The sequence below is a fragment of the Thalassovita sp. ABM4_323 genome, from assembly GCF_056158665.1.
Window position 1 is genome coordinate 188,127 of record NZ_JBSWTS010000007.1, and the last position, 26,270, is coordinate 214,396.

The 26,270-nt window shown below is 58.9% G+C and carries 22 protein-coding genes and 1 pseudogene; 2 read left to right on the top strand and 21 right to left on the bottom strand.

The annotated features are described in order from the left end of the window. Positions 1–25: 25 nt before the first annotated feature. From ACXADQ_RS03180 to rpsJ, 5 genes are all read right to left on the bottom strand, one after another. Entirely contained in the window at positions 26–526 is a 501-nt protein-coding gene (locus ACXADQ_RS03180) for a CoxG family protein (protein WP_475315348.1), read from the bottom strand. A 188-nt stretch (positions 527–714) separates the two neighbouring features. Next, positions 715–1,011 carry a 50S ribosomal protein L23 gene (locus tag ACXADQ_RS03185; protein WP_475315352.1) on the bottom strand — a complete coding sequence of 99 codons (297 nt, stop codon included), beginning with the start codon at positions 1,009–1,011 and terminating at the stop codon, positions 715–717. Then, positions 1,008–1,625: a 50S ribosomal protein L4 gene (gene rplD, locus ACXADQ_RS03190; RefSeq protein WP_475315354.1), complete on the bottom strand. Its 618-nt coding sequence runs from the start codon at positions 1,623–1,625 to the stop codon at positions 1,008–1,010. The genes ACXADQ_RS03185 and rplD overlap by 4 nt, the downstream gene beginning before the upstream one ends. Then, positions 1,622–2,347: a 50S ribosomal protein L3 gene (rplC, locus tag ACXADQ_RS03195; protein WP_475315357.1), complete on the bottom strand. Its 726-nt coding sequence runs from the start codon at positions 2,345–2,347 to the stop codon at positions 1,622–1,624. The genes rplD and rplC overlap by 4 nt, the downstream gene beginning before the upstream one ends. A gap of 18 nt (positions 2,348–2,365) precedes the next feature. Beyond that, positions 2,366–2,680, bottom strand: a complete 315-nt coding sequence (rpsJ, locus tag ACXADQ_RS03200) for a 30S ribosomal protein S10 (protein WP_475315362.1) — start codon at positions 2,678–2,680, stop codon at positions 2,366–2,368. Between the two features lie 262 nt (positions 2,681–2,942). Here rpsJ and ACXADQ_RS03205 point away from each other — a divergent pair, with 262 nt between their 5' ends. Beyond that, positions 2,943–4,025 (top strand): Fic family protein, encoded by a 1,083-nt coding sequence (locus tag ACXADQ_RS03205; RefSeq protein ID WP_475315367.1) that lies wholly within the window; start codon positions 2,943–2,945, stop codon positions 4,023–4,025. 83 nt (positions 4,026–4,108) lie between these two features. Here the strand turns inward: ACXADQ_RS03205 and tuf (ACXADQ_RS03210) are convergent, their stop codons facing one another. The 16 genes and pseudogenes from tuf (ACXADQ_RS03210) to ACXADQ_RS03285 form a co-directional block, all read right to left on the bottom strand. Beyond that, positions 4,109–5,284: an elongation factor Tu gene (gene tuf / locus ACXADQ_RS03210; RefSeq protein WP_475315371.1), complete on the bottom strand. Its 1,176-nt coding sequence runs from the start codon at positions 5,282–5,284 to the stop codon at positions 4,109–4,111. 87 nt (positions 5,285–5,371) lie between these two features. Continuing rightward, positions 5,372–7,489, bottom strand: a complete 2,118-nt coding sequence (gene fusA / locus ACXADQ_RS03215) for an elongation factor G (protein ID WP_475315374.1) — start codon at positions 7,487–7,489, stop codon at positions 5,372–5,374. Between the two features lie 21 nt (positions 7,490–7,510). Then, positions 7,511–7,981: a 30S ribosomal protein S7 gene (rpsG, locus tag ACXADQ_RS03220; protein ID WP_475315378.1), complete on the bottom strand. Its 471-nt coding sequence runs from the start codon at positions 7,979–7,981 to the stop codon at positions 7,511–7,513. Between the two features lie 12 nt (positions 7,982–7,993). Continuing rightward, the gene (rpsL, locus tag ACXADQ_RS03225; RefSeq protein ID WP_005621086.1) at positions 7,994–8,365 is read right to left on the bottom strand and encodes a 30S ribosomal protein S12; all 372 of its coding nucleotides are present in this window, start codon (positions 8,363–8,365) and stop codon (positions 7,994–7,996) included. 275 nt (positions 8,366–8,640) lie between these two features. Then, positions 8,641–9,534, bottom strand: coding sequence for a DMT family transporter (locus ACXADQ_RS03230; RefSeq protein WP_475315383.1), 894 nt, complete (start codon positions 9,532–9,534; stop codon positions 8,641–8,643). Next, on the bottom strand, positions 9,531–10,346 hold the full coding sequence (locus ACXADQ_RS03235; protein ID WP_475315387.1) for a glycosyltransferase: 816 nt from the start codon (positions 10,344–10,346) through the stop codon (positions 9,531–9,533). The genes ACXADQ_RS03230 and ACXADQ_RS03235 overlap by 4 nt, the downstream gene beginning before the upstream one ends. A 131-nt stretch (positions 10,347–10,477) precedes the next feature. Next, on the bottom strand, positions 10,478–14,719 hold the full coding sequence (gene rpoC, locus ACXADQ_RS03240) for a DNA-directed RNA polymerase subunit beta' (protein WP_475315391.1): 4,242 nt from the start codon (positions 14,717–14,719) through the stop codon (positions 10,478–10,480). A gap of 52 nt (positions 14,720–14,771) precedes the next feature. Next, a pseudogene (gene rpoB / locus ACXADQ_RS03245) lies at positions 14,772–18,909 on the bottom strand (DNA-directed RNA polymerase subunit beta). Positions 18,910–19,147: 238 nt separating this feature from the next. Beyond that, positions 19,148–19,525, bottom strand: a complete 378-nt coding sequence (rplL, locus tag ACXADQ_RS03250; protein ID WP_475315395.1) for a 50S ribosomal protein L7/L12 — start codon at positions 19,523–19,525, stop codon at positions 19,148–19,150. Positions 19,526–19,597: 72 nt separating this feature from the next. After that, complete coding sequence (rplJ, locus tag ACXADQ_RS03255) at positions 19,598–20,116, bottom strand: 50S ribosomal protein L10 (RefSeq protein WP_475315399.1); 519 nt, start codon at positions 20,114–20,116, stop codon at positions 19,598–19,600. Positions 20,117–20,356: 240 nt separating this feature from the next. Further along, a complete protein-coding gene (gene rplA / locus ACXADQ_RS03260) occupies positions 20,357–21,055 on the bottom strand; it encodes a 50S ribosomal protein L1 (RefSeq protein WP_475315402.1) in 699 nt (232 codons plus the stop codon). Between the two features lies 1 nt (position 21,056). Beyond that, on the bottom strand, positions 21,057–21,506 hold the full coding sequence (gene rplK, locus ACXADQ_RS03265) for a 50S ribosomal protein L11 (RefSeq protein ID WP_425093983.1): 450 nt from the start codon (positions 21,504–21,506) through the stop codon (positions 21,057–21,059). A gap of 102 nt (positions 21,507–21,608) precedes the next feature. Further along, complete coding sequence (gene nusG, locus ACXADQ_RS03270) at positions 21,609–22,142, bottom strand: transcription termination/antitermination protein NusG (RefSeq protein WP_475315408.1); 534 nt, start codon at positions 22,140–22,142, stop codon at positions 21,609–21,611. Between the two features lie 197 nt (positions 22,143–22,339). Next, positions 22,340–22,537 (bottom strand): preprotein translocase subunit SecE, encoded by a 198-nt coding sequence (secE, locus tag ACXADQ_RS03275; RefSeq protein WP_475315410.1) that lies wholly within the window; start codon positions 22,535–22,537, stop codon positions 22,340–22,342. Positions 22,538–22,761: 224 nt separating this feature from the next. Continuing rightward, positions 22,762–23,937: an elongation factor Tu gene (gene tuf / locus ACXADQ_RS03280; protein ID WP_475315414.1), complete on the bottom strand. Its 1,176-nt coding sequence runs from the start codon at positions 23,935–23,937 to the stop codon at positions 22,762–22,764. Positions 23,938–24,089: 152 nt separating this feature from the next. Next, on the bottom strand, positions 24,090–24,662 hold the full coding sequence (locus ACXADQ_RS03285; protein WP_475315418.1) for a hypothetical protein: 573 nt from the start codon (positions 24,660–24,662) through the stop codon (positions 24,090–24,092). A 119-nt stretch (positions 24,663–24,781) separates the two neighbouring features. On the opposite strand from ACXADQ_RS03285, the gene ACXADQ_RS03290 reads away from it, so the two are divergent. Then, the gene (locus ACXADQ_RS03290; protein WP_475315421.1) at positions 24,782–26,149 is read left to right on the top strand and encodes a cytochrome P450; all 1,368 of its coding nucleotides are present in this window, start codon (positions 24,782–24,784) and stop codon (positions 26,147–26,149) included. Positions 26,150–26,270 lie beyond the last annotated feature (121 nt).

Here is a 26,270-nt window from a genome sequence, read left to right on the forward strand (position 1 = left end):
TGCCAAAATCCCGCGCCTGATCGACTTAACCCCGCAGCTTGGCGAACCATCCCTTTTTGGTTTCACCCTCTTCCTCGGCCTCGGAGGCAGGTTCCAGCGCGTCCTGGAAGCGGGCAAAGAACTCGTCGGCCATTTTCTTGGCGAAACTGTCGATCAAGCGGCTGCCAAGCTGGGCGATCTTGCCGCCCACTTTGGCCTCGACCTCATAGGCCAGGCGCGTGCCGCCTTCGACCTCGCTCAGCGTGACCTTGGCCCCTCCCTTGGCAAAGCCAGCAGCCCCGCCCTTGCCTTCTCCGCTCAGGGTCAGGCTTGTGAGGTCCACGATGTCTGAAAACGTGACATGCCCCTTGAACGTCGCCTTCACCGGCCCGACTTTCTGCACCACGGTGGCGTCAAACCCGTCCTCGACCGAGCCTGTGAGCGTCTGCGCGCCTGGCACGCATTCCTTCAGCACATCCGGGCTTTGCAAAGCTGCCCAAACCGTTGCGCGGTCCACCTGAATGATCCGTTCATCCGCCATCTGCATGGTGGCTGCCCCCTCTGTTCGCTACCTAACAATCAGCCTATCGCGCCCGGAGGACTGCGCCAAGATGTCATTGCGCAAAACACCAGAAATCCTGGGCGCTGGCGCCATGACACACCCTGACGTGGGGCAAAACAAAGGCCCCCCGGTTTTCACCGAGGGGCCTTTCATTTCTTGCGAAAGCCTGGACCTTACAGTCCGGTCGACACGTCGATCGTGTTGCCCTCTTCCAGGGTCACGTAGGCCTTCTTCACGTCTTTACGCTTGCCCAGCTGGCCGCGGAAACGCTTAACTTTACCCTTGGTGATCGTGGTGTTGACGGCTTTCACCTTCACACCGAACAGGGCCTCGACGGCCTCTTTGATCTGGGGTTTGTTAGCGTCGATGGCGACCTCGAACACGACAGCACCGGTTTCCGAGGCCATGGTGGCCTTCTCGGTGATGACGGGCTTACGGATCACGTCGTACAGTTCTGCCTTGGTGGTCATTTCAGGCGAGCCTCCAGAGCTTCGACACCTGCTTTGGTGATCACCAGGGTGTCACGCTTCAGGATGTCATACACGTTAGCGCCCATCGTCGGCAGGATATCCAGACCTTCGATGTTGCGGGCGGCTTGGGCGAACCCTTCGTTCACCGACGCACCGTCGATGATCAGGGCGCGTTTCCAGCCCAGGTTTGCAACCTGTTTGGCCAGAGCAGCGGTTTTGCCCTCGGTTTCAGCGGCTTCGATCACGACCAGCTCGCCTGCCTTGGCTTTCGCGGACAGAGCGTGCTTCAGACCCAGCTTGCGGAATTTCTTCGGCAGGTCGTGGCCGTGGCTACGCGGGGTCGGGCCCTTGTAGATACCACCTTTACGGAAGATAGGCGCCTTGCGGGACCCGTGACGTGCGCCACCGGTGCCTTTTTGGCGATAGATCTTCTTGGTCGAGTAGCTCACTTCGGAACGGGTCAGAACCTTGTGGGTTCCGGCCTGAGCGTTGTTACGCTGCCAGCGAACCACACGGTGCAGGATGTCTGCGCGCGGCTCCAGACCGAACAGGTCTTCGGACAGTTCCACGGAACCGGCGGTCGCGCCGTCCAGTTTGATCACGTCAAGTTTCATGCTTCACCACCTTCCGCGGGGGCTTCTTCAGCCGGAGCTTCGACAGCAGCGGTTTTCAGAGCAGCCGGGAACGGAACGTTCTCGGGCAGTTTCTTTTTCACGGCGTCCTTGATGGTGACCCAGCCGCCTTTGGAGCCGGGAACGGCGCCTTTGACCATGATCAGGCCGCGGTCGGCGTCAGTTTTGACGACTTCCAGGTTCTGAGTGGTCACGCGGACGGCACCCATGTGGCCGGCCATTTTCTTGCCTTTGAACACCTTGCCCGGGTCCTGACACTGACCGGTCGAACCGTGCGAACGGTGGCTGATCGACACACCGTGCGAGGCGCGCAGACCACCAAAGTTGTGGCGTTTCATGGCACCGGCGAAACCTTTACCGATCGAGGTACCGGCAACGTCCACTTTCTGGCCAGCAACATAGTGCTCGGCAGACAGCTCGGCGCCAACGTCGATCAGGTTGTCTTCGGTCACGCGGAATTCGGCCAGCTTACGCTTGGGCTCGACCGAGGCAGCGGCGAAGTTGCCGCGCATGGCTTTGCTGACGCGTTTTGCTTTGATCGAACCGCAGCCCAGCTGAACAGCAGTGTAGCCGTGCTTGTCGGCGGTACGCTGTGCAACAACCTGCAGGTTTTCCAGTTGAAGAACGGTCACAGGGATCTGCTTGCCGTCTTCCATGAACAGGCGGGTCATGCCCACCTTTTTAGCGATAATACCAGAGCGCATTTTCTATACCCTCCGATCTTACGACTGCAGCTTGATTTCGACGTCCACACCAGCGGCCAGGTCGAGCTTCATCAGCGCGTCCACGGTCTGGGGGGTCGGATCAATGATGTCGAGCAGACGCTTGTGCGTACGGATCTCGAACTGGTCGCGGGATTTCTTGTCGATGTGAGGGCCACGCAGAACGGTGAACTTCTCAATCTTGTTCGGCAGCGGGATCGGGCCACGGACCGAAGCGCCGGTGCGCTTTGCCGTGTTGACGATTTCCTGGGTGCTGGCGTCCAGTACGCGGAAATCGAATGCCTTCAGCCGAATGCGAATGTTTTGGCTTTGCATTTCATAGCCTTTTCTTAGGCGTTGGAGTTGAGAGGAGGATCAGCGACCACCGCGAACCCTCGTCGAACCCAAACGGCGGGAATCACCCCGCCGCTACGTTCCAATCGGAACTTGCGCGCGTATACAGGGGGAATGGGGGTGTGGCAAGAAGAAAGCAGCCCTAAACCAGCGCCAGTTAGATCGCATAAAAAAATCGGCAAAACATTTACATGCCCGGAGCCTCATGTAAAGATTTTGGCAAATATTTGCAATGAGAGCCGCGATGTTGAAAGAAACTTATCAGATCCCAACGCTTCCGCCCTCGGCAGATTTCGAAACACTGCGAATAATGAAAGCCCTTAACAAGGCCACGCGCGCCCTTGCCGAGGTCAAAGGCCTTGCACCAGTGATACCCAATCAGGGCATTCTCATCGACACCTTGTCGCTGCAAGAGGCAAAAGACAGCTCGGAGATCGAGAACATTGTTACGACCAATGACGAGCTGTTTCGCGGCGGCCACGATCGGGACATACAATTGGGCGGCCCAGCAAAAGAAGTGGCCGTGTATCGGGACGCTCTGCGGCTAGGATTTAAGCATCTACGCGACACAGGTTTGATCACCAATCGAACCCTGATCGAGCAGTTTCAGCTCCTCAAAAACCGAGAGGACGGTTTCCGCAAGCTGCCAGGAACCGGTTTGCAAAACAACTCCGGAAAAATTGTCTACGTTCCCCCTCAAAGCGCTGCGGATGTCCAAGCACACATGAAGGCGTTGGAAACCTACATAAACACAAACGACGAACTGGACCCGCTTATTCGCATGGCCATCATCCACCACCAGTTCGAAAGTATTCACCCGTTTCCGGATGGCAACGGTCGTGTTGGACGGATGTTGAACGTTCTCTACCTTACGAAAGAAGACCTGCTTGGGATCCCGATTCTTTACTTAAGCCGGGGCATCAACAGAACCAAGGCGGACTACTATCGCCTTCTTCAGGCCGTTCGTGATGAGGGCGCGTGGGAAGATTGGGTGGTATACATGCTCGACGTTGTGACCGAGACCTCTCTTCTGACGCTGGACTTAATAGAAGGCATTCGACACATGATGGCAAATTTCAAACGCCTCATCCGAGAACACCACAAAAAAATCTATTCACAGGACCTGATCAACAATCTCTTCCGCCACCCATACACCCGTATCGAATATTTAATGAACGACCTTGATGTCTCGCGTCCGACCGCCACAAGCTACCTTGAAAAACTGTGCGATGACCAAAGAGTACCACTCACCAAAATCGTTGATGGCCGCAACAACTACTACGTCAATGATGCGTTGGTGCAGTTACTGTCAGGCGACGAAATGTAGACACGACTTGGTTCAGTTCCTGTGCACACCAAAAAGGGCCGCTCATTTGAGCGGCCCATTCGTAGGTCATGTCAGCGAGCGGATCACTCGATGATTTTCGAGACAACGCCCGAACCGACGGTGCGGCCGCCTTCGCGGATGGCGAAGCGCAGGCCTTCTTCCATCGCGATCGGGGCGATCAGCTCGGCCGACAGTTTCAGGTTGTCGCCGGGCATCACCATTTCAGTGCCGTCGGGCAGGATGCAGGTGCCGGTCACGTCGGTGGTCCGGAAGTAGAACTGCGGACGGTAGTTCGCAAAGAACGGGGTGTGACGGCCGCCTTCTTCCTTGGTCAGGATATAGACCTCGGCTTCGAACTTGGTGTGCGGGTTCACCGAACCGGGGGCACACAGAACCTGGCCACGCTCGACCGACTCGCGGTCGATGCCGCGCAGCAGGGCGCCGATGTTGTCGCCGGCTTCGCCGCGGTCCAGCAGCTTGCGGAACATTTCAACACCGGTACAGGTGGTTTTGGTGGTGTCTTTGATGCCAACGATTTCGATCTCGTCGCCAACGTTGATCACGCCACGCTCGACACGGCCGGTCACAACGGTACCACGACCCGAGATCGAGAACACGTCTTCGATCGGCATCAGGAACGGCTGGTCAATCGCACGCTCGGGCTCGGGGATGTACGAATCAACAGCTTCCATCAGCTCTTTGATTTTGTTTTCGCCGATTTCCGGGTTGTTGCCTTCCATTGCGGCCAGGGCCGAACCTGCGATGATCGGGATATCGTCACCGGGGAAGTCGTATTCGGACAGCAGCTCGCGGATTTCCATTTCCACCAGCTCCAGCAGCTCTTCGTCGTCAACCTGGTCAACTTTGTTCATGAACACGACCAGAGCAGGCACACCAACCTGACGCGCCAGCAGGATGTGCTCGCGGGTCTGGGGCATCGGGCCGTCGGCTGCGTTCACAACCAGGATACCGCCGTCCATCTGCGCCGCACCGGTGATCATGTTCTTCACATAGTCAGCGTGGCCGGGGCAGTCGACGTGCGCGTAGTGACGAGTCTCGGTCTCGTATTCCACGTGCGCGGTCGAGATGGTAATCCCGCGGGCTTTCTCTTCGGGCGCGCCGTCAATCTGGTCATACGCTTTGAAGTCACCAAAATACTTGGTGATCGCCGCGGTCAGAGTCGTCTTACCGTGGTCAACGTGACCAATGGTGCCGATGTTTACGTGCGGTTTGCTACGCTCAAACTTTTCCTTTGCCATTCTATGGCCTCCTTAGCTCTTTGAAGCGGTGCGAGGTTCCCCCGCACCCTACTGTTGGGGGTAGGGTGGGCCACTGGCCCACCGCTGTTATGCGTATTTAGCCTGGATCTCGTCCGAGATGTTCTGCGGAACGGGATCGTAGTGCGAGAACTGCATGGTGAACTGGGCACGGCCCGACGACATCGAACGCAGCGTGTTGATGTAGCCGAACATGTTGGCCAGCGGCACGTTCGCGTCAATCGCGATCGCGTTACCACGGGGTTCCTGACCCGAAACCTGACCACGACGCGAGGTCAGGTCGCCGATGATGCCACCGGTGTATTCTTCGGGGGTGATGACCTCGACCTTCATCATCGGTTCCAGCAGTTTCGCGCCGGCCTTTTTCAGACCTTCACGCATGCCTGCACGGGCCGCGATTTCGAACGCCAGAACGCTCGAGTCAACGTCGTGGTATGCACCGTCGATCAGGGCAACCTTGAAGTCGATCACGGGGAAGCCAGCCAGAGGGCCGCTGTCCATGACGGACTGGATGCCTTTTTCCACACCGGGGATGTATTCCTTGGGAACCGAACCACCGACGATCTTGGATTCGAACGAGTAGCCTTCGCCGGCCTCGGTCGGGGTGATGACCATTTTGACGCGACCGAACTGACCCGAACCACCCGACTGTTTCTTGTGGGTGTAGTCGACTTCGGCTTCGTGGCTGATGGTTTCACGGTAGGCCACCTGGGGCGCACCGATGTTTGCTTCAACCTTGAATTCACGCTTCAGACGGTCAACCAGGATGTCCAGGTGAAGTTCGCCCATGCCTTTCATGATGGTCTGGCCCGATTCCAGGTCAGTTTCCACACGGAAGGAGGGGTCTTCGGCGGCCAGACGGGCCAGACCTTGCGACATCTTTTCCTGGTCGCCCTTGGTTTTGGGCTCGACCGCGATCTCGATCACCGGATCGGGGAAGGTCATGGTTTCCAGAACAACCGGATCCTTGGCGTCACACAGGGTGTCACCAGTGGTGGTGTCCTTCAGACCGGCCAGCGCGATGATGTCGCCTGCGAATGCCTCTTCGATCTCTTCACGATCGTTCGAGTGCATCATCATCATACGACCAACGCGCTCTTTCTTGCCTTTGGTCGAGTTCAGCATGGTCTCACCCTTGTTCAGGGTGCCCGAGTAGATACGGGTGAAGGTCAGCGAACCAACGAAGGGGTCGTTCATGATTTTGAACGCCAGACCCGAGAAGGCCATCTCGTCGTCTGCACGACGCGCGATGTTGCGTTCTTCGGTTTCGTCACCGGGTTCAAAGCCCATGTAATCAACAACGTCCAGCGGGCTGGGCAGATAGTCGATCACAGCGTTCAGCAGGGGCTGCACGCCTTTGTTTTTGAACGCCGAACCACCCAGAACAGGCACAAAGTTCAGAGCCAGGGTGCCCTTACGCAGCAGTTTGCGCAGGGTGGGCACGTCGGGCTCGTTGCCTTCCAGGTATTCCATCATGGCTTCTTCGTCTTCTTCGACGGCAGCCTCGACCATTTTCTCGCGCCATTCGGCGGCCATGTCCTGCAGCTCGGCACGGATCGGGGCCTTGACCCACGATGCGCCCAGGTCTTCACCCTGCCACAGCCATTCTTCCATGGTGACCAGGTCAACCAGGCCTTCCAGCTCGGTTTCGGCACCGATCGGAACACCAACCGGAATTGCACGCGCGCCGGTGCGGTCTTCGATCATCTTCACACAGTTGAAGAAGTCAGCGCCGATTTTGTCCATCTTGTTGACGAACACCATGCGCGGAACCTTGTAGCGGTCAGCCTGACGCCACACGGTTTCGGTTTGGGGTTCAACACCGGCGTTTGCGTCCAGAACACAAACGGCACCATCAAGAACCGCCAGCGAACGTTCAACTTCAATGGTGAAGTCAACGTGGCCGGGGGTGTCGATGATGTTCAGGCGGTGCTTTTCGGTTTCTGCGGTCTGACCGTCTTCGGTGCGTTCCCAGAAAGTGGTGGTCGCAGCCGAGGTGATGGTGATCCCGCGTTCCTGCTCCTGCTCCATCCAGTCCATGGTGGCTGCACCGTCGTGCACCTCACCGATGTTGTGGGATTTGCCGGTGTAATACAGGATACGCTCCGAGCAGGTGGTCTTACCTGCATCGATGTGCGCCATGATACCGAAGTTACGGTAACGGTCGAGCGGATATTCGCGTGCCATTGGTCTAAAGTCCTTTGAGGATTACCAGCGATAATGGCTGAACGCTTTGTTCGCGTCGGCCATTTTATGAGTATCTTCGCGCTTCTTCACGGCGGTACCGCGACCATTCACAGCATCCAGCAGTTCCCCTGCCAGGCGCTCTTCCATGGTGTTTTCGTTGCGGCCGCGTGCGGCCGAAATCAGCCAGCGGATTGCCAGGGCTTCGCGACGCTCGGGGCGAACTTCGACGGGAACCTGGTAGGTGGCACCACCCACACGACGCGAGCGAACCTCAACGGCGGGCTTCACGTTGTCCAGGGCTTCGTGGAAGACCTCGACGGGGGCGCGTTTAACTTTGCCTTCAACACGATCCAGCGCGTTGTAGACGATTTTTTCTGCGACCGATTTCTTACCATCGATCATCAGGTTGTTCATGAACTTGGTCAGCACGCGATCGCCATACTTGGCGTCGGGCAGAACTTCGCGCTTCTCAGCAGCGTGACGACGAGACATTCTGTGATCTCCTTACTTAGGACGCTTGGCGCCGTATTTCGAACGACGCTGCTTACGGTCTTTGACGCCCTGGGTATCCAGAACACCACGCAGGATGTGGTAACGGACACCCGGAAGGTCTTTCACACGGCCGCCACGGATCAGAACAACCGAGTGTTCCTGCAGGTTGTGGCTTTCACCGGGGATGTACGAGATGACCTCGAAACCGTTGGTCAGGCGGACCTTGGCAACTTTACGCATAGCCGAGTTCGGCTTTTTCGGCGTGGTGGTGTACACACGGGTGCAAACGCCACGCTTCTGCGGGCACTGCTCCAGGTGCATGGACTTCGAACGTTTGACTTTGGGCTGACGCGGTTTGCGGATCAGCTGTTGGATCGTTGGCATTGGGCGGTTCCCCGTTTCCTACTCTTGTGTTGCCAACAGCCGAAGCCCCTGGCGATTTCAGTTCAGGCGCTTTGACACGCCCGCAAAGACAAAAACCGCAATCGTTTCCGTACCGAGGTAAACGACGCGGTGAGTTCGCAGAGGATCAAAGCGACGAAATTGCTTGGATCTTGGCCACTACAGATTTGAATTCGGCGTCAGGGGGCGAACCCCAAGGTGCCGGATGGTCGCGCGTATAGGCGGAGTCGCCCCCCTTGTCAACAGCACCCCTGCCCTTAGAGGCCCTTGGTCAGGCCCCGCGCCTGTCTGCGCGCCGCCACACCTTCGCGATACAGCATGAACACCCCGCTGGCCACCACGATGGCGGCGCCGGTCAGTTCCTGCGGGCTGGGCCATTCGCCAAACATATACCACCCCAGACCCAGGGCCCACAGCAGACCAGTATAGCGGAAGGGCGACACGAACGACACCTCTCCCACCCGCATCACCATCACCGAAAAAAGATAGGCCGCTATGATCATCACCGAGGACTTCACGATCAGCAAAACTTGGTCGGTGTCCATCGCAACCCATTCGACCGATAGGCTGGCCGCGCCAAAACACACCGTCACAGCTAGGGTGGTTGCAAAGGTCACGGTCAGCGAAGGGGTCGACCCACTAAGCCGCCTGGTGACCAGATCCCGCAGCACGACAAAGCCCACCGCGATCAGCGCGTAGATCGAATAGCTGGTGAACCCTGCCCCGCCCGGCTGGACGATCAGCATCACCCCGACAAACCCGATCAAAATAGCGATCAACCTGCGCCATCCCAAGGCCTCGCCAAACAGCAGCGACGCGCACAGCGTCACGGCCAGCGGGATCGACTGCAAAATCGCGGTCACATTGGCCAGCGGCATGTTGAACAAGGCGGTCAGGAAAAAATACGCAGCGCCGACCTCGGCCACCATCCGCAACCCGATCAGCCAGCGATCTGCGCGCGGGATTCGCAAATGCAAAGCCCCCATCCGCCAGGCCACCACTGCGATCAGCACCGTGGTCAGGGCGCCGCGCAACGTGAGAACCTGAAACAGATGCACCTGCCCGGCCAGTCCTTTGAGAAAGCTGTCATTCAACGTGAACGCCGCCATTGAACACATCATCAACAGCGCGCCTTTGGTGTTGCTGTTCACGCGCCCGCCAATCCCGGAAGATCGTTCAGGTTCAACCCAAATCCGTCATGGAACGTCGCCAGGCCTCGTTTTCCGTTGACCGGGATGCTGTTTCCCGAGTTATACGCATCGCTGTCGTTGCCACCATGCACCGTGCGCAGGAACATGGGCCGCGAAAACTCGGTATAGACATCATAATACGCGCCGACGCTGCGGTGATTGCGCCGATAAATATTCGTGGCCTCGCCCACCGGCGCAACAAGGGTCAGGCCAATGCCCAAAGGCGTGCGCTCGGTGACCTCGAACAGAGGCTCATCCGGGGAATCCAGCCTCAGGAAATAGCCGCGGTTAAAGCCGATCACAAAGGGGCGGTCTTCGTCGCGCATCGCGTGCAATCCCAGGGCTAACGTCCGAACCCGCGCGATCAGATCGCGGTGCAATCCGTCGTCATCATCCAGCCGAAAACTGGCGATATGTGTGGCCCCGTCATCGGTTGGCAGATCAGTATAGGCATCGCGAATGGCGCGAAAATGGGGGCGCATGGGCTGTTGCACGATGTGCAGGCATTTGTGGTCTTCGACCAGACCGTCCAGACGATCGCGCGCCCAGTCGGGCAGCAGATCGCCCACCAAAATCCCCAAAGAGAACCCCATATCGCTTTGCCTCAACACGGTGGGCAGGGTGATCTTCTCGAACAGTTCAAAGCGGGATTCGAGCCGATCGCGTTCAAAAAGCGTGTGTTGCAGCTCTTCCGGGCTGCGCCCGCTGGAGATCCGGAATCCCCCGATCGAGGGATAGGAAAACCGAACCAACCCTTTGATACATAGCTTCATTTCTGCCCGCCCGCTGCCAACGCGTTCTTTGTTCCACCCCAGCGTACGGCCAAAGCAAAGCTGAAGAAAGCGCCGAAATGCAAAACGCCCCCGGATTAACCGAGGGCGCATCGCATTCTTATTCGCTACGATTATTCGTCGCGGCTTTCAGGGGTCTGGACCAGGGTGTCGAAATCGTCACCACCGACCACGTCATCCACCGGGGCGGCCAGCTGAGCAGCGGCCTCGGCTTCTTCGCGGCGGGCTTCGATCACCACGTTGTCACGCGACTGAGCGATGTGACGCACGCGCATGGTGGCCCCACCGGTCCCGGCCGGGATCAGACGACCCACGATGACGTTCTCTTTCAGGCCAACTAGCTTGTCGCGCTTACCCTGAACCGAAGCTTCGGTCAGCACGCGGGTGGTTTCCTGGAACGACGCCGCCGAGATGAACGAACGGGTCTGCAACGAGGCCTTGGTGATCCCCAACAGGATCGGCTCGCCTTCGGCCGGACGTCCACCCTTATCCAGAGCTTTCTGGTTGGCAGCGTCGAATTCGGCTTTGTCGACATGTTCGCCCTTCAGCAGCGTGGTTTCACCGCTGTCCGAGACTTCCCATTTCTGCAGCATCTGGCGCACGATGACTTCGACGTGTTTGTCGTTAATCTTCACGCCCTGCAGACGGTACACGTCCTGCACTTCGTCGATCATGTAGTTTGCCAGCGCTTCGACACCCATGATGGCCAGGATGTCATGCGGCGCGGGGTTCCCGTCCATGATATAGTCGCCCTTCTGCACGAAGTCGCCTTCCTGCACCGGGATGTGCTTGCCCTTGGGCACCATGTATTCGACGGGCTCACGGCTTTCGTCCACGGGATCGATCGCGATACGACGCTTGTTCTTGTAGTCGCGGCCAAAGCGCACGTAACCATCCAGCTCGGCGATGATTGCGTGATCTTTCGGACGACGGGCTTCGAACAGTTCGGCCACACGCGGCAGACCACCGGTGATGTCCTTGGTCTTGGCGCCTTCGCGCGGGATACGCGCGACAACGTCACCGGCTTTGACCTGCTGACCGTCTTCGACCGACAGGATCGCATCCACCGACATCGGATAGGTGATCGGGTTGCCTGCATCGTTGCGCACCGGCTCGCCTTCGCCATCGATCAGGATGATCTCGGGCTTCAGCTCGTTGCCTTTGGGGGCAGCGCGCCAGTCGATCACGATCTTCTGAGTCATACCGGTGGCATCGTCAGTTTCATCGCGAACAGCCACACCGCTGGTCAGGTCAACGTATTTCGCCGTTGCGTCCTTTTCAGCGATGATCGGCAGGGTGTAGGGATCCCATTCGAACAGCTTGTCGCCGCGCGCGATGGTCTGGCCATCGGTTACGAACAGCTTGGTGCCGTAGCCCAGCTTGTGGCTGGCGCGTTCTTCACCATGTTCGTCCACGATGCGCAGCTTCATGTTCCGGCCGATGACCAGAACTTCGCCGTTGGCATTGGTCAGCAGCTGCGGGTTCTCGAACGAGATCAGGCCTTCCTGGCTTGCTTCCAGGAACGACTGTTGACCACCCTGCGCAACGCCGCCGATGTGGAAGGTCCGCATCGTCAGCTGCGTGCCGGGTTCACCGATCGACTGCGCCGCGATGATGCCGACGGCCTCGCCGGTGTTCACGCGGGTACCGCGCGCCAGGTCACGACCATAGCACATGGCACAAACGCCATCCTCGGCCTCACAGGTCAGCGGGCTGCGGATACGTGCGGACTGAACACCCGCCTCTTCGATCGAGTCGGACATGCGTTCGTCGATCAGAGTACCCTTGGCGATCAGAACTTCGTCAGTGCCAGGAACCAGGATGTCATCTGCAGCCACACGGCCCAGAACACGTTCGCCCAGCGACGCGACAACCTCACCATCGTTCACGGCCGCTTCGGCAGTGATCGAGCGCTCGGTGCCACAGTCGATTTCACGCACGATACAATCCTGCGCAACGTCAACCAGACGACGGGTCAGGTAACCCGAGTTCGCCGTCTTCAGAGCGGTATCCGACAGACCTTTCCGCGCACCGTGGGTCGAGTTGAAGTACTCAAGCACGGTCAGGCCTTCTTTAAAGTTCGAGATGATCGGGGTCTCGATGATGTCGCCGTTCGGCTTGGCCATCAGGCCGCGCATCCCGCCCAGCTGTTTCATCTGCGTAACCGAGCCACGCGCACCCGAGTGGGCCATCATGTAAACCGAGTTCGGTTCCTTGACGGCGCCGCTTTCGTCGCGCTTTTCAGCCGAGATGGTACCCATCATCGCGTCGGTGACCTTGTCGTTACACTTCGACCAGGCGTCCACAACTTTGTTGTACTTTTCACCCTGAGTGATCAGGCCGTCCATGTACTGCTGTTCAAAGTCACGCACCTGTTCGCGGGTGTCTTCGACGATGTCCCATTTGTTGTCGGGGATCACCATGTCGTCCTTACCGAACGAGATCCCGGCCTTGAACGCTTCGCGGAAACCCATGGTCATGATCTGGTCACAGAAGATGACCAACTCTTTCTGACCGCAGTAGCGATAGACCGTGTCGATGACTTTCTGCACGTCTTTCTTACGCAGCAGCGTGTTCACCAGATCGAACGGTGCCTTGGCGTTCTGCGGCAGCAGCGCGCCCAGACGGACACGACCGGGGGTGGTTTCAAAGCGCTTGAGCACCTCGTTGCCTTCCTCGTCGATCTGAGGAATCCGCGCGGTGATTTTCGAGTGCAGGTGAACCACACCGGTATCCAGCGCGTATTGCACCTCTTCGATCGAGCCGAAGGTCATGCCCTCGCCCTTCATGCCCTCGCGTTCGATGGTCGTGTAGTACAGACCCAGGATCATATCCTGCGACGGAACGATGATCGGCGCGCCGTTTGCAGGCGACAGAACGTTGTTCGTCGACATCATCAGAACACGCGCTTCCAGCTGGGCCTCAAGGCTCAGCGGGACGTGCACGGCCATCTGGTCACCGTCAAAGTCAGCGTTGAACGCCGAGCAGACCAGCGGGTGCAGCTGGATCGCCTTGCCTTCGATCAGAGTGGGTTCGAAAGCCTGGATGCCCAGACGGTGCAGCGTGGGCGCGCGGTTCAGCAGAACCGGGTGCTCGCGGATGACCTCGTCCAGGATATCCCAAACCTCGGGACGCTCTTTTTCGACCAGCTTCTTCGCCTGTTTCACGGTGCTGGACAGGCCCTTGGCCTCCAGTCGTGAATAGATGAAGGGCTTGAACAGCTCCAGCGCCATCTTTTTCGGCAGACCACACTGGTGCAGCTTCAGTTCCGGGCCGGTCACAATGACCGAACGGCCCGAGAAGTCGACGCGTTTCCCCAAAAGGTTCTGACGGAAGCGACCCTGCTTACCTTTCAGCATGTCCGACAGCGATTTCAGCGGGCGCTTGTTGGCGCCGGTGATCACGCGGCCGCGACGGCCGTTGTCAAACAGAGCATCAACGGATTCTTGCAGCATCCGCTTTTCGTTCCGGACGATGATGTCGGGCGCACGCAGTTCGATCAGGCGCTTCAGACGGTTGTTCCGGTTGATCACGCGGCGGTACAGATCGTTCAGATCCGAGGTCGCGAAACGGCCACCGTCCAGCGGCACCAGCGGGCGCAGCTCCGGCGGGATCACGGGGATCACGGTCAGAACCATCCACTCGGGGCGGTTGCCCGATTCCAGGAAGGATTCCACGACCTTAAGACGCTTGATGATCTTCTTGGGCTTCAGCTCGCCGGTGGCTTCGGCCAGATCAGCGCGCAGCTGCTCGGCTTCGGCTTCCAGATCAATCTGGGACAGCATGTCACGAATGGCCTCGGCGCCGATATTGGCGGTGAAGGCGTCCATGCCGTACGCGTCCTGAGCATCCATGTACTCTTCTTCGCTCATCATCTGGCCGTATTGCAGGTCGGTCAGACCGGGCTCGATGACAACGTAGTTTTCAAAGTACAGAACGCGTTCCAGATCCCGCAGCGTCATGTCCAGCATCAGGCCGATGCGGCTGGGCAGCGATTTCAGGAACCAGATATGCGCGACGGGCGCGGCCAGTTCGATGTGGCCCATGCGTTCGCGGCGGACCTTTTGCAGCGTCACCTCGACACCACATTTTTCGCAGACAACGCCGCGATATTTCATGCGCTTATATTTGCCGCACAGACATTCGTAGTCTTTGATCGGGCCAAAAATACGCGCGCAGAACAGGCCATCACGCTCGGGCTTGAACGTCCGATAGTTGATGGTCTCGGGCTTTTTGATTTCGCCGTACGACCACGACAGGATGCGTTCCGGCGAGGCCAGCGAGACTTTGATCTCGTCGAATACCTTCGGCGGGGTCAGCGGGTTGAACGGGTTGTTAGTCAGTTCCTGGTTCATTTTGATACCTCAAATTCTTGCAGATGGGTGGGGGGAATGGGGCCAAGGGCCCTTATTCCTCACCCTCCGCATCCAGGAGTTCCATGTTCAGGCCGAGGCCACGGACTTCTTTGACCAGAACGTTGAACAATTCCGGCACGCCAGCTTCGAAGTTGTCCTCGCCTTTGACGATCAACTCGTAGACTTTCGTCCGGCCGGCCACGTCATCCGATTTCACAGTCAGCATTTCCTGCAGGGTGTAGGCGGCGCCGTATGCCTCAAGGGCCCAGACTTCCATCTCACCGAATTGCTGACCACCGAACTGCGCCTTACCACCCAGCGGCTGCTGCGTGACAAGCGAGTACGGACCAGTCGAACGCGCGTGGATTTTGTCGTCGACCAAGTGGTGCAGCTTCAGCAGGTACTTGATACCCACGGTCACCGGACGCGCGAACTGTTCACCGGTGCGACCGTCGAACAGAACCGACTGACCGCTTTCGCTGAAGCCAGCGCGCAGCAGGGCGTCGTTTACGTCAGCCTCTTTCGCGCCGTCAAAGACGGGCGTTGCGATCGGCACACCACGGGTCACGTTGCCTGCGGCCTCCAGCAGCTGCGCTTCGTCCATGTTGGCGATGCCTTCATCATAGACATCATCACCATAGGCGTCGTGCATTGCTTCGCGAACCGGGGTCAGGTCACCCGAACGGCGGTACTCTTGCAGAGCGTCGTCGATCTTCAGACCCAGACCACGCGAGGCCCAGCCCATGTGGGTTTCCAGGATCTGACCGACGTTCATACGCGACGGCACACCCAGCGGGTTCAGACAGAAATCAACGGGGGTCCCGTCTTCGAGGAAGGGCATGTCCTCCATCGGAACAACGCGCGAGATCACACCTTTGTTCCCGTGACGACCAGCCATTTTGTCACCCGGCTGCAGCTTACGCTTCACCGCGATGAACACCTTGACCATTTTCATCACACCCGGGGGCAGATCGTCGCCACGGCGGACTTTTTCGACCTTGTCCTCGAATTGGGCGTCCAGCGCACGTTTCTGCACTTCGTATTGTTCGTGCAGAGCTTCGACGATCTGGGCGTCTGCCTCTTCTTCCAGGGCCAGCTGCCACCATTGGCCACGAGTTCAGGCTGTCCAGCAGATCCTCGGTGATTTCCGAGTTCGCTTTGACGCCTTTGGGGCCTTTGACAGCGGTTTTGCCCAGGATCAGGCCGCGCAGACGGGCGTAGATGTTGCGATCCAGGATCGCCAGCTCGTCGTCGCGGTCACGGGCCAGACGTTCGACCTCTTCACGCTCGATCTGCAGGGCACGCTCGTCTTTTTCCACGCCATGGCGGTTAAAGACGCGCACCTCGACCACGGTGCCATAGTCACCGGGCTTCACGCGCAGCGAGGTGTCGCGCACGTCCGAGGCTTTTTCACCAAAGATGGCGCGCAGCAGTTTTTCCTCGGGCGTCATCGGCGATTCACCTTTGGGGGTGATCTTACCGACCAGAATGTCGCCCGGTTCAACGTCCGCACCGATGTAAACGATGCCAGCCTCATCAAGGTTGCGCAGCGCTTCTTCACCGACGTTCGGGATGTCGCGGGTGATCTCTTCCGGGCCCAGCTTGGTGTCACGGGCGGCGACTTCGAATTCCTCGATGTGGATCGAGGTAAACACGTCGTCACGCGCGATACGTTCGCTGATCAGGATCGAGTCTTCGTAGTTGTATCCGTTCCAGGGCATGAACGCGACGATCACGTTTTTACCCAGCGCCAGTTCACCGATATCGGTGGACGGACCATCAGCAATCACCTCGCCCTTTTGAACCGTGTCGCCCACTTTCACCAGCGGACGCTGGTTGATGCAGGTGTTCTGGTTCGAACGCTGGAACTTGCGCATCCGGTAGATATCCACACCGGCGTCGCCCAGTTCCAGATCCTCGGTGGCGCGGATCACGATACGCTGTGCATCGACCTGGTCGATGATCCCGCCACGGGCCGCCATGATGGCAGCACCCGAGTCGCGGGCCACAACTTCTTCGATCCCGGTGCCGACCAGCGGGGCCTCGGCGCGCAGCAGCGGCACGGCCTGACGTTGCATGTTCGAACCCATCAGAGCGCGGTTCGCATCGTCGTTTTCCAAGAACGGGATCAGCGAGGCAGCGACCGAAACCAACTGTTTCGGCGACACGTCGATCAGGTCCACGTTTTCACGCGGCGCCAGGGTGTAGTCGCCCGACTGACGGGTCGACACCAGATCGTTCTGGAACTGACCGTTTTCATCCAACGAGGCGTTCGCCTGCGCCACGGTGTGACGCATTTCCTCGGTCGCGGACATATAGTGGACCTCGTCGGTCACCTTGCTGTCTTTGACGACACGATAGGGGGTCTCGATGAAGCCGTACTTGTTCACGCGGGCAAAGGTGGCCAGCGAGTTGATCAGACCAATGTTGGGACCTTCCGGCGTTTCAATCGGGCACATCCGGCCATAGTGGGTCGGGTGCACGTCGCGGACCTCAAAGCCAGCACGTTCGCGGGTCAGACCGCCCGGGCCAAGCGCCGACAGGCGGCGTTTGTGTGTGACTTCCGACAGCGGGTTGGTCTGGTCCATGAACTGCGACAGCTGCGACGAGCCGAAGAATTCACGCACAGCCGCAGCTGCGGGTTTCGCGTTGATCAGATCCTGCGGCATCACGGTGTCGATCTCGACCGAGGACATACGTTCCTTGATCGCGCGCTCCATGCGCAGCAGGCCAACACGGTACTGGTTTTCCATCAGCTCACCGACCGAGCGCACACGACGGTTGCCCAAGTGGTCGATGTCGTCGATGTCGCCTTTGCCGTCGCGCAGTTCGACCAGGGCCTTGATGCACTGAACGATGTCTTCGCGATCCAGCGTGCGCTGAGTGTCTTCCTTGTCCAGGGCCAGACGCATGTTCATTTTCACGCGGCCAACGGCGGACAGATCGTAACGCTCGGAATCGAAGAACAGCGTGTCGAACAGGGCCGAGGCGGCCTCTTCGGTCGGCGGCTCACCGGGACGCATCACGCGATAGATATCCATCAACGCGGTCGAACGGCTGGCGTTCTTATCCTGCGCCAGAGTGTTGCGGATGTAGGGGCCAACGTTGACGTTGTCGATATCCAGAACCGGGATCTCGGTGACGCCTGCATCGATCAGCTCTTGCAGGGTGCCGCCGGTGATCTCACCGTCTTTGTCCATCTCCAGCGTAAGTTCATCACCAGCTTCGACGTAGATCGCACCGGTTTCTTCGTTGATGATGTCCTTGGACACAAACTTGCCCACGATCGCGCTGAAGGGAACCAGCAGATCGGTGATTTTGCCCTCATCGATGATCTTTTTGACCGAACGCGGGGTCATTTTCTTGCCCGCTTCGCAGATCACTTCGCCGGTGGCGGCATCGATCAGATCCTCGGTGGGACGGGTGCCGCGCACACGCTCGGGGAAGAACTTGGTTTCCCAGCCTTCGCCTTTGCGCAGGGTATAGTTCACGGTGTCGTAATAGGCGTCACAGATCGCTTCCTGGTCCAGACCCAGCGCATACAGCAGAGTGGTCACAGGCAGTTTGCGGCGACGGTCGATACGGGCGTAAACGATGTCCTTGGCGTCGAATTCAAAGTCCAGCCACGAGCCGCGATAGGGAATGATGCGGCAGGCAAAAAGCAGCTTACCCGAGCTGTGGGTCTTGCCTTTGTCGTGGTCAAAGAACACGCCGGGCGAACGGTGCATCTGGCTGACGATCACACGCTCGGTGCCGTTCACGATGAACGTGCCGTTCGGGGTCATCAGAGGCATATCGCCCATGAAGACGTCTTGTTCTTTAATGTCCTTCACCGATTTAGCGCCGGTGTCTTCGTCGATATCAAACACGATCAGACGCAGGGTGACCTTCAGCGGTGCGCCGTAGGTCATGTCGCGCTGCATACATTCGTCAACGTCGTATTTGGGCTTTTCCAGCTCGTATTTCACGAACTCCAGGATCGCCGTTTCGTTGAAATCCTTGATCGGGAATACCGATTGGAACACGCCCATGATGCCCTCGCCGTCAGTCGGCTGGGGCGCATCACCGGAGCGCAGGAAAAGATCATACGAGGATTTCTGAACCTCGATCAGGTTCGGCATCTCCAGCACTTCGCGGATTTTGCCGAAATATTTACGCAGACGTTTCTGGCCAAGGAAGCTCTGAGCCATGGTCGATGTCACCTTTCGTTTCACCTCTGATCGTGCCAGCCGTCGGGCCCCGGCGGCACGTCATCCGAAACAGGGATGTTCTGATCAATTCCCGGCCTCTGTCCCACCAGAAGCCTCCCGATCCTCGAACCTCTCCCAGGAAAAGACTTTCGCAAAAGCCTTTACCAAGACAGGTACGGCTGGACCCGGAAAACTCCGGGCCCAGCCTGAACAAACATCCGGGTTGCCCCGGCGTTTATTACTTCAGTTCGACCTTGGCGCCAGCTGCTTCCAGCTTGCCTTTGATCTCTTCTGCTTCGGCTTTGTCGACGCCTTCTTTGACGGCTTTGCCGCCGGCTTCGACCAGCTCTTTTGCTTCTTTCAGGCCCAGGCCGGTGATGGCGCGGACTTCTTTGATGACGTTGATTTTCGAGGCGCCAGCTTCCAGCAGGACGACGTCGAATTCAGTCTTCTCTTCTTCTGCTGCGCCACCGGCGTCAGCTGCACCTGCGACCATGACGGCGCCGCCAGCGGCGGGCTCGATGCCGTACTCGTCTTTCAGGATGGTTTTCAGTTCTTGTGCTTCCAGCAGGGTCAGACCAACGATCTCTTCTGCCAGTTTTTTCAGATCAGCCATTTTAGACTCTTTCCGTTTGTAGGTATGTGTTCCAACGCAAGGTTTTCGACCCCACGCAGATCAAAAGGTTGCTTACGCCGCCTCTGCCTTTTCCTCGATGGTCGACAGAATGGAGGCGATGTTCGAAGCAGGTGCGCCAATGGCGCCGGCGATGTTCGAGGCCGGAGCGCCGATACAACCAACGATCGAGGCAATAAGCTCCTCGCGCGAAGGCATTTTCGACACGGCCGTGACACCAGCACGGTCCAGAGCGTTCTCACCCATTGCGCCACCAAGAATTTCAAATTTCTTGTTATCCTTGGCGAAGTCCTCGGCCACCTTGGCTGCTGCCACGGGGTCCTCGGAATAGGTCAGAACGGTCATACCCGTCAGCAGGTCACCGATGCTTTCGCAGGGTTTCCCGTCGAGGGCGATCTTGGCGAGCCTGTTCTTGGCGACACGCACGGCACCGCCCGCATCACGCATGCGTGCGCGCAGGTCCTGCATCTCAGCAACCGTGAGACCTGCGTAGTGGGCTACGACCACAACGCCAGAGCTGTCAAAGATCTGGCCGAGTTCCTCGACCACCTTCTCTTTTTGGGCTCTATCCACAGTATTACTCCAAATTTGGGGGTTGCCCCCCGGCTCAGTTTTGGTGGGTTGCCCCACCGTTTCGGGTCCAATTTCAGGGTCCCGAGCCCAGATCACCCGAGGGTTCATACCCAACGGTCAATTCGTCTCGTTCCCCATCTCAGGAAGGAATTATTCGGGCAGATGCCTGAACCCTCCGTCTCGGACAGGACGGGGCCGTTGAGCCCCGCCATTCAGACCGGGTTGCCCCGGCCAGAATTCTTATTCGGCAGTCACGCTGCCCAGATCGATCGACACACCCGGACCCATGGTCGAGGAGATCGCGACTTTTTTCATGTAGGCGCCCTTGGCACCTGCAGGCTTGGCCTTGGCAACGGCCGAAACGAACGCTTTGACGTTCTCGACCAACTTGGCTTCGTCGAACGAAGCTTTGCCGACGCCTGCGTGCACAACACCGGCTTTTTCCGCCTTGAACTGCACTTCACCGCCTTTGGCTGCTTCCACGGCCGCTTTCACGTCCATGGTCACGGTGCCAACTTTGGGGTTCGGCATCAGGTTGCGCGGGCCCAGGATTTTACCCAGACGACCAACGACGGGCATCATGTCCGGGGTCGCGATGCAGCGATCGAATTCGATGGTGCCACCCTGGATGGTTTCCATCAGGTCTTCGGCGCCCACGATGTCCGCGCCTGCGGCCTGAGCTTCTTCGGCTTTGGGGCCACGTGCGAACACAGCGACGCGAACCGATTTACCAGTGCCGTTGGGCAGCGAAACCACGCCGCGGACCATTTGGTCTGCGTGGCGGGGGTCAACACCCAGGTTCATTGCGATCTCGACGGTTTCGTCAAACTTGGCGGTGGCGTTTGCCTTGACCAGTGCGACGGCTTCTTCAACCGAGATGTCTGCCTTGCCAGCGAATGCTTCACGAGCAGCGGCGGTGCGTTTTCCGACTTTTGCCATCTTACTTCACCTCGATGCCCATGGACCGGGCCGAGCCCAGGATGATCTGCATTGCGCCTTCGACGTCGTTGGCGTTCAGGTCTTTCATCTTCGCTTCGGCGATTTCTTTGACCTGAGCGGCGGTCACGGTGGCGACCACTTCACGACCGGGGTTTTCAGCACCCTTGGGACGGTTACGCTTGCCGACGGGCTTCAGACCAGCAGCTTTCTTCAGGTAGTAAGACGCGGGGGGCGTCTTGATGTCCATGGTGAAGGACTTGTCCTGATAGTAGTTGATGATGGTCGGGCACGGGGCGCCGTTTTCCATTTCCTGCGTCTTGGCGTTGAACGCCTTGCAGAATTCCATGATGTTGATGCCGCGCTGACCCAGGGCAGGACCCACGGGCGGCGAGGGGTTAGCTTGACCTGCAGGGATCTGCAGCTTCAGCGTACCAACCAGTTTCTTGGCCATTTGGCCTCTCCTTCTTCCAACGCCCTTGGAACGCGTTCCTCAGGCTCTCAGTTGTGTGGTCCGGCCCAGACGCGCGCGCCCGGAACCTCCCACGGTTCAGTCTCAGGCCTGCTTGGTGACCTGAGTGAATTCCAGTTCGACCGGGGTTTCCCGGCCAAAGATCGAGACCGACACCTTCAGGCGCTGGTTCTCGTCGTCGACTTCTTCGATCATGCCGTCGAAATCTTCGAACGGACCGTCGTTGACCTTCACCTTCTCACCAACTTCGAAGTTGATCAGGGTGCGCGGGGCCTCTTCGCCTTCCTGCACGCGGTTCAGGATCTGGTTCACCTCGGCGTCGCGCATCGGCATCGGGCGACCTTGCGGGCCCAGGAAACCGGTGACGCGGTTGATCGAACTGATCAGGTGATAGCCCTGATCCGACATCTCCATGCGCACCAGCACATAGCCGGGCATGAAGCGGCGCTCGGTCGTGACTTTCTTGCCACGACGGACCTCGATCACTTCTTCGGTGGGCACCAGAACTTCTTCGATCTGGTCCTCAAGACCGTTCTCGATCACAGCCGTTCTGATCTGCTCGGCGATTTTCTTCTCGAAATTCGAGAGTACGCTCACCGAATACCAACGCTTCGCCATGTCGAGTCAGTCCTTGCATCCCAAGGCCCAAAAGGCCCAAAATCTTCGTCTTCTCAGGCGGTTAACCACCCATCTGTGAAACAAAAAATCGGCGTGCAACACGAATTGCCGCACGCCATTTTCCGGATCAGGCCTGTCACCTACCCCCAAGAGCCGAATTAATCAACCCTTACAGCACCGTAACAGGGCTTTTTTCGTCAGCCAAAGAACGACAGCAGCCCGCGCAATCCGCCGCGGATCAGCATATCGACCAGCGCAAAGAACACAGCCGTCAGCGAGGCCATGACGAAAACCATCACTGTTGTCAGCAGCACCTCGCGGCGGGTCGGCCAAGTAACCTTGCCAACCTCCGAACGGGTTTGCTGGATGAACTGAAGCGGATTAGTACGTGCCATTTGTTCGCGTCTTCCTTTGATCGGGACGAAGGCTCATTTACGCCCCCAAGTTCGGAATTTCAAGACCGGGTTTCAGTCAGGGCCGCACCAATCTCGAAATCAGGGGCGCAGGGCACGGGCGTCACCGAACAAAGGACCCAGCCATTTCAAATCAACGGAAACCGCCACACGCAAAAGGGCCGCTCATTTGAGCGGCCCATTCGTAGGTCATGTCAGCGAGCGGATCACTCGATGATTTTCGAGACAACGCCCGAACCGACGGTGCGGCCGCCTTCGCGGATGGCGAAGCGCAGGCCTTCTTCCATCGCGATCGGGGCGATCAGCTCGGCCGACAGTTTCAGGTTGTCGCCGGGCATCACCATTTCAGTGCCGTCGGGCAGGATGCAGGTGCCGGTCACGTCGGTGGTCCGGAAGTAGAACTGCGGACGGTAGTTCGCAAAGAACGGGGTGTGACGGCCGCCTTCTTCCTTGGTCAGGATATAGACCTCGGCTTCGAACTTGGTGTGCGGGTTCACCGAACCGGGGGCACACAGAACCTGGCCACGCTCGACCAACTCGCGGTCGATGCCGCGCAGCAGGGCGCCGATGTTGTCGCCGGCTTCGCCGCGGTCCAGCAGCTTGCGGAACATTTCAACACCGGTACAGGTGGTTTTGGTGGTGTCTTTGATGCCAACGATTTCGATCTCGTCGCCAACGTTGATCACGCCACGCTCGACACGGCCGGTCACAACGGTACCACGACCCGAGATCGAGAACACGTCTTCGATCGGCATCAGGAACGGCTGGTCAATCGCACGCTCGGGCTCGGGGATGTACGAATCAACAGCTTCCATCAGCTCTTTGATTTTGTTTTCGCCGATTTCCGGGTTGTTGCCTTCCATTGCGGCCAGGGCCGAACCTGCGATGATCGGGATATCGTCACCGGGGAAGTCGTATTCGGACAGCAGCTCGCGGATTTCCATTTCCACCAGCTCCAGCAGCTCTTCGTCGTCAACCTGGTCAACTTTGTTCATGAACACGACCAGAGCAGGCACACCAACCTGACGCGCCAGCAGGATGTGCTCGCGGGTCTGGGGCATCGGGCCGTCGGCTGCGTTCACAACCAGGATACCGCCGTCCATCTGCGCCGCACCGGTGATCATGTTCTTCACATAGTCAGCGTGGCCGGGGCAGTCGACGTGCGCGTAGTGACGAGTCTCGGTCTCGTATTCCACGTGCGCGGTCGAGATGGTAATCCCGCGGGCTTTCTCTTCGGGCGCGCCGTCAATCTGGTCATACGCTTTGAAGTCACCAAAATACTTGGTGATCGCCGCGGTCAGAGTCGTCTTACCGTGGTCAACGTGACCAATGGTGCCGATGTTTACGTGCGGTTTGCTACGCTCAAACTTTTCCTTTGCCATTCTATGGCGCCTCGCATTTGGGGGCCCCATCGGCCCGGTTTGATCTTCGGAGGCCGATTTATTGGTTTGAGAAGCGGAAATCAAGCCTTGGTTGACGCCGGAATCGGTCAGAATCCACGCCGTTTTGGCGGGTTTTGCCAGATGTCAGAGAATCAGCCCTGATCTGCGGCCTCGTCTGCGGGCAGAGTCGGCACGAACCAGCCCTCCTCGGCATGTTTCTTCACCAGGTAGGCCTCGATCTGTTTGGCGGCGTTGCGCGACAGGCCCAGCATCTGGGTTTCCCGGCTTTGCGTCAGCCCCGATCCCAGGAAACTCTTGCCAGAGAAGCTTTCCAGAATGGTGATCTGTTCGGGGGTTTCATTCAGCTTGGCCCCGGCAGCGTCATCCCAGACGGTCAGGTTGATGATCAGCACGGACTTGGGCGAGGCCACGATCGGAATGCCCGGCTGCGCCAGAACGAATCCTTCGACCGAGACACCGAAATGGATCAGCTTGTCGCCCTCGTAGCGGCCAAAGCGTTCATCAATCGCCGTGGTCAAAGAGGCAATCCATTCCTCGGGCGTGGCATCGCGCGACACCGGGCCCTTGGTCATGTTTGGCGCCACCACAATATTGTGCCCCAGATCAAACGCGCCCAGATCCACCGGCGCCTCGTCCAGATCATTGGGATTGGTACAGGCGGTCAGCCCGACAAGCAGGGCAAGAAGGACGAGGATACGCAACATGGGGGCTCTCCGGCGGTCAATTTGTTTTGGGATACTGCATGGGGCGCATCAGCGCAATCGCGGCGGCGGCTCTTTGCGCAGCCCCGCTGCGCGCTATATCCTGCCCCAAGGAGGAGCCCATGACGCATCCCGTGACGCATCCCGCCCCAACACCCGTCCGCGTGCCCCTGGTGACCGAGCCGCTGGGCATTCTTGGCAGCCTGGCCGCCGCCCGGCGCAATATCCTGTCGATCATCCCTGAAATCGCGACAACTCAGCCTATGGTCAGCGGCAAGACCGGCAAGCGCTGGCACATGGTGATGGACCCCGAGGCGCTGAAACGGGTGCTGCTGGAGAAACTGGACGATTATCCCAAATCAGACGTCACAAAGAACCTGCTGCGCCCGGCCATCGGGGAATCGATGTTCGTGGCCGAGGGGGCGCATTGGCGCTGGCAAAGACGCGCGGCCGCCCCGGTCTTTTCTCACCGCAATGTCACCAACCTGGGCCCGATCATGAGTGCCGCCGCTGATCATGCCTCGCAACGGATCGAGGCCGCACGCCCCCGGGCCCTGAACATGTATGACGAGATGGTGCGCGCCACCTTCGAAGTGATCAGCGACGTGACCTTCTCGGGCGACGAGGGGTTTGACCGAAATGCGGTCCACAAAGCCATCGACAGCTATATCGCCGAGGCCGGACGTGTCAGCCTGCTGGATATGATCGGCGCGCCCGCCTGGTTTCCACGACCCAACCGAATTTTCGCCGGGCGCGCAGTGAAACAGATGAAGTCCATGGCCGATCACGCCATCGAATCGCGCAAATCGACGGGCAGCAGCGATATTCCCGACCTGCTGGATCTGCTGCTGGCAGGCGAAGACCCGGACACAAAGCGCGCAATGAACACGGCCGAGCTGCGCGACAACCTGCTGGCCTTCATCGTGGCCGGTCACGAAACCACCGCCCTCACACTGTCCTGGGCGCTCTATCTTTGCGCCTTTGACCAACAGGTGCAGGAGCGCGCACGAAGCGAGGCGCAATCCGTCCTGTCTGGGCGCACAGCAACGGCGCAGGACCTCCCCGCCCTGCCCGTCACCCGAACGATCATTGACGAGACGCTACGGCTGTATCCCCCCGCGGCGCTGGTCTCACGTACGGCGATGAAGGCAGATACCCTGGGCGGGCGCGAAATCCGCCCTGGCGACACTGTGATCCTGCCTATCTACGCGCTGCATCGCAGCCATGAGCTCTGGCCAGATCCCGACCGCTTTGTTCCTGATCGCTTCGCGGACAAAAAGGCCATCCGCCGCTTCACCTACCTGCCCTTCGGCGATGGCCCCCGCATCTGCATCGGCGCAAGTTTCGCTTTGCAAGAGGCCGTGATCATCCTGGCAACCCTGCTCAGCAGGTATCGGTTCCACCTTGTCCACGGTCGCAGCCCGGACCCGGTGATGATCCTGACACTGCGGCCCGAAGGCGGTGTTTGGCTTCAGGCTGAAAAGGCGTAGGGGCTCTGCCCCGTCCGCCTGCGGCGGACTCCCCGGAGTATTTAGAGAACAAAGAAAGGCTGAGCCTTGACGTGGATACTGTACCGCGACATCCCGGCGTAACGCCACCCGAGGAAGAGGC

Excerpts from the sequence above, each read along its gene's own strand:
- rplL (WP_475315395.1), bottom strand. The coding sequence starts at position 19,525 with ATGGCTGATCTGAAAAAACTGGCAGAAGAGATCGTTGGTCTGACCCTG.
- rplA (WP_475315402.1), bottom strand. The coding sequence starts at position 21,055 with ATGGCAAAAGTCGGAAAACGCACCGCCGCTGCTCGTGAAGCATTCGCT.
- ACXADQ_RS03285 (WP_475315418.1), bottom strand. The coding sequence starts at position 24,662 with ATGTTGCGTATCCTCGTCCTTCTTGCCCTGCTTGTCGGGCTGACCGCC.
- tuf (WP_475315414.1), bottom strand. The coding sequence starts at position 23,937 with ATGGCAAAGGAAAAGTTTGAGCGTAGCAAACCGCACGTAAACATCGGC.
- secE (WP_475315410.1), bottom strand. The coding sequence starts at position 22,537 with ATGGCACGTACTAATCCGCTTCAGTTCATCCAGCAAACCCGTTCGGAG.
- ACXADQ_RS03290 (WP_475315421.1), top strand. The coding sequence starts at position 24,782 with ATGACGCATCCCGTGACGCATCCCGCCCCAACACCCGTCCGCGTGCCC.
- nusG (WP_475315408.1), bottom strand. The coding sequence starts at position 22,142 with ATGGCGAAGCGTTGGTATTCGGTGAGCGTACTCTCGAATTTCGAGAAG.
- ACXADQ_RS03180 (WP_475315348.1), bottom strand. The coding sequence starts at position 526 with ATGCAGATGGCGGATGAACGGATCATTCAGGTGGACCGCGCAACGGTT.
- tuf (WP_475315371.1), bottom strand. The coding sequence starts at position 5,284 with ATGGCAAAGGAAAAGTTTGAGCGTAGCAAACCGCACGTAAACATCGGC.
- rpoC (WP_475315391.1), bottom strand. The coding sequence starts at position 14,719 with ATGAACCAGGAACTGACTAACAACCCGTTCAACCCGCTGACCCCGCCG.
- rplD (WP_475315354.1), bottom strand. The coding sequence starts at position 1,625 with ATGAAACTTGACGTGATCAAACTGGACGGCGCGACCGCCGGTTCCGTG.
- ACXADQ_RS03205 (WP_475315367.1), top strand. The coding sequence starts at position 2,943 with ATGTTGAAAGAAACTTATCAGATCCCAACGCTTCCGCCCTCGGCAGAT.
- rplC (WP_475315357.1), bottom strand. The coding sequence starts at position 2,347 with ATGCGCTCTGGTATTATCGCTAAAAAGGTGGGCATGACCCGCCTGTTC.
- rpsG (WP_475315378.1), bottom strand. The coding sequence starts at position 7,981 with ATGTCTCGTCGTCACGCTGCTGAGAAGCGCGAAGTTCTGCCCGACGCC.
- rplK (WP_425093983.1), bottom strand. The coding sequence starts at position 21,506 with ATGGCCAAGAAACTGGTTGGTACGCTGAAGCTGCAGATCCCTGCAGGT.
- ACXADQ_RS03235 (WP_475315387.1), bottom strand. The coding sequence starts at position 10,346 with ATGAAGCTATGTATCAAAGGGTTGGTTCGGTTTTCCTATCCCTCGATC.
- rpsL (WP_005621086.1), bottom strand. The coding sequence starts at position 8,365 with ATGCCAACGATCCAACAGCTGATCCGCAAACCGCGTCAGCCCAAAGTC.
- rpsJ (WP_475315362.1), bottom strand. The coding sequence starts at position 2,680 with ATGCAAAGCCAAAACATTCGCATTCGGCTGAAGGCATTCGATTTCCGC.
- fusA (WP_475315374.1), bottom strand. The coding sequence starts at position 7,489 with ATGGCACGCGAATATCCGCTCGACCGTTACCGTAACTTCGGTATCATG.
- ACXADQ_RS03185 (WP_475315352.1), bottom strand. The coding sequence starts at position 1,011 with ATGACCACCAAGGCAGAACTGTACGACGTGATCCGTAAGCCCGTCATC.